Source organism: Paenibacillus sp. P4_A7 (genome assembly GCF_056402455.1).
On sequence record NZ_JBFUHJ010000561.1, the window covers coordinates 1 to 3,217 of the forward strand.

A 3,217-nucleotide genomic window follows, 5' to 3' on the forward strand; every position below is an offset into this window, starting at 1 on the left:
GCAAAGCCTATTGTCGATATTACAAATACGAATGTTAGAACTTTTAGTTTTTGTTCATCTATTTTTAATACATTCATAATTTTTTCTGTAACAGTGTTAAATATTCTTGTCTCTTGTGAAGTTTCAAATGGTATCTTATTTTTCATAAATAGATATAATAATAACCAAATTGTAGGGACTGTAATAAATGGAGCAGGTATTATTTCATATATACCTGTTATTATAAAAAAGTAGGTAGTTAATGTCGTTGCGAATGTTAGAGTGATTATTTCTTTTACAAAATATCTTGGATATAGTTTAAAAAGTGAGAAAATCATTAAAAAAATCGCAAAGTATTCTAGTGAACTAAAAAACATGTACCCTAGAAAATCAATCACATGCTCCATCATCTTTTTCAACCGTCCTCTTTGATGATTTAATTAGATCAAACCCCAGTAAGAACCACATTGTAAGAAAAATATCATTAATGTAAAATGAAAGAACACATAAGATAATCGATATAGTTTTCTTGGTGAAGTGCTGTTTCGTGTCTTTGTTGAATGGTGCTAGTTTAAGATTTAATATGAGGGCTATAACCAGTACTATTGTTGGATACTCCCCCACTATATAGGACAATGGTATTACTCCTAGTATAACTGAAGTTGTAATAATATAACAGACATCGACACTAAAATGATGTCCTCCATTCCAATATCTTATAAAAGCGAATGACACCAATGATAATCCTAGCTCAATCCACATTCCTGTGAAGTTTCCAAACATTAAAAGTGTTACTGAAACCGCTATGTATAGTAGTACTATTTTTATTCTATTTTGAATTTCAATTAAATCCATATTATTATTTTTTGTTTTTTCTTTTTGTTCAATGCTTAGTTGATCCCATATCCAATTTCCTGTATATATTGCTGCTTTTTTAAGTAGCATTTGTATCCTCTCCTTCCGAAGATTTAAATATAACACGTCTGGAAAAATGAGTCAACATTGTTTTTTATTACTTTTTCTATAATTTACTTTTTATATTTTGCTTTAAAACTTAAATACTTCAATAAGTGAGATAATAATTATTTATATAAATAAAAAACTGCCCTAATTAGGGCAGCTTATACAAACTTCTTACTGACTCTTCATTCAAAAAATCACTCTTCAATCTATAAACTGCACTATCTGAGTTTTCACCGAACTGAATTGCAATTTCGATGATATCATCACTAGTTAATTCACCATGATCTAGGATTTTATCTTTAGCTAATTTCAACATTCCACTTCTGCTTAAGGCAATAGGAGTGAAGCCGTTCATCTGAAGCTCAGCTTCTATTTTTGCTAGTCTTCTGTGTATAATGCTTTTTTCAGTTTCATTTATATGAGTTGTTCTTGTGTTGGCATTCCTTAGTATGAAATTCCCTTCGATTAATTGAGCCATTGGTGCCTTAATATCAGGACTAGCATTACCATTCATTTTACTATATTCAGTTTCTAATAAAGCTTGTTTACAAATCTTCATGCATTGCTCAGATACAGTTATCGTCCTTCTACTTCCATTGTCATCCTCTAAATGCAGTTGATTATTATATTCATCTAAAGAGTTTTTGTGTAGATTTAATAGTTCGCTGCCCCCTGAGCCCCTTGCCCCTTCAAATAATAAAGATATGATAATCGCATCCTGCGCATTTTCTCTGCTTTGGATAATCTTATTAATTTCTTTATCAGTCCAGAAACGTTTAATCTCTTTATTTGCGAATTGTTGCTTCCATTGAGGATCAATTAAATCAAGAGGATTCAATCCACGCTTGTACCCATTTTCAATACACCAGTCAATATAGGCATGAACATAACCCACATTTCCTGAACTACTTGCTTTAGTCGCTGGTCTATATAAGTAGAATAATTTTGTTAATTCTACCCTATTAAAGTCAGTTAGATCTTTATTTAACTGTTCTTCAAGTGGAAACGCAACATTGAAGATTCTTTTGAATATTTTTTGTGTGCCTTTTGCTTTTTCAGATAAAAATTCAGACTTTCTATCTTCATTAAACATATTGCCTTCGTATAATATATTGGACATAGATTAGAAGCCTCTCTTTCTTTAATTAAAAAGATCCTTAGTTTCTTCCTCGAAATATGCTCTAATTAAAGCTTTACTTTGATTTGAGTTTCTATTACCTTGTTCAATCATAATATTATCTAATTTGTTACCTGAACCTTTTTTGTAATTAATCTTTTCAATTGCTTCATTGATAATTGATACTGGAAAGTCTAATGAACCATTATATTTATCATATATTTTCTTAGCTACAATTATAAAACCCACATACATATTGTGATGATTAAACCAACTTTCAACTCTTCTTTTCTTCATCTCTGTTTTAAAGTCTTCTGGATAAGATGAAATTAATATCCCAAAGAATTTCTTTAAGAAGTCTGCAATCATATATTGTTCTTTAGTGGTCTGTGGATCAAAAGTTATATTTACTGAGTCTGCCAAAATGGAATAGTTAGTTAACATGTTTAGGGTTTTACTCACAGTAGTTTTGTCGGTTTCAATCCTATCTCTGAACTCAGAAATTCTAATAACATCTTTAATAATTAAACCGCCATATGAATCGTCTGTGTTGAATTTAACTAGAGTCTTGTCAAAACGATTGACAGTATTCAGTAATCCTATCAAATAACGAGCTTGGTCTAATGTGTAATTTCTTATTGAAACTTCAAATGAGCCTTCTAAATCAGGTCTTTCTTCAAGTGCTCCAATTGTTCCAAGAATACGGTGCATACCATCAATTAAATTTATGTTTGTTCCTTCGTTAATAGTTAGTTCTCCATCATCATAGCTAAAATCATCAGTTCCATCAGCTAAAATATTAAATGTTAAAGTTGATTTTAAGAATTTCCCCTCTAACATAAGCTTACTAATATTCTTTACACTAGTATTTATTACTGTGGCAGTTTTTTTGATATTCCCTTTTTTCATTAATTTCTTCTTCGCAGCTCTTTGTGTTTCAAAATTATAAGAAAGCAATCCTGAGTTCCACATTTTAACCAAATCTTGATAAGATATAATAGTTAAAAACTCATTATGAGAAGACTTAAGTACACCTTCAATCGTGTATGGGTATTCCATTTCTGATGCTTCAATTTTCATTCTTAATGCTTTTTTAATTTCTGATTCATTGAAAAAAAGATTTGGTAATATTCTATTATCATTTGTTATATTGTATAC

4 protein-coding genes are annotated in these 3,217 nt (G+C 29.9%); all 4 read right to left on the reverse strand.

What is annotated here, in order from left to right; translation table 11 throughout:
* Nucleotides 1-389 (reverse strand): hypothetical protein (locus AC1DWN_RS30965; RefSeq protein ID WP_477562702.1); only part of this gene is annotated, 389 nt, incomplete at its 3' end.
* Nucleotides 370-924, reverse strand: a complete 555-nt coding sequence (locus tag AC1DWN_RS30970; protein WP_477562703.1) for an accessory gene regulator B family protein — start codon at nucleotides 922-924, stop codon at nucleotides 370-372. The genes AC1DWN_RS30970 and AC1DWN_RS30965, both read right to left, overlap by 20 nt.
* Nucleotides 925-1,090: 166 nt before the next feature.
* Nucleotides 1,091-2,062, reverse strand: coding sequence for a phage lytic cycle repressor MrpR family protein (locus tag AC1DWN_RS30975; protein ID WP_477562704.1), 972 nt, complete (start codon nucleotides 2,060-2,062; stop codon nucleotides 1,091-1,093).
* A gap of 21 nt (nucleotides 2,063-2,083) precedes the next feature.
* Nucleotides 2,084-3,217: DNA sulfur modification protein DndB (locus AC1DWN_RS30980; RefSeq protein WP_477562705.1), on the reverse strand; the 1,134-nt coding region annotated here is incomplete at its 5' end.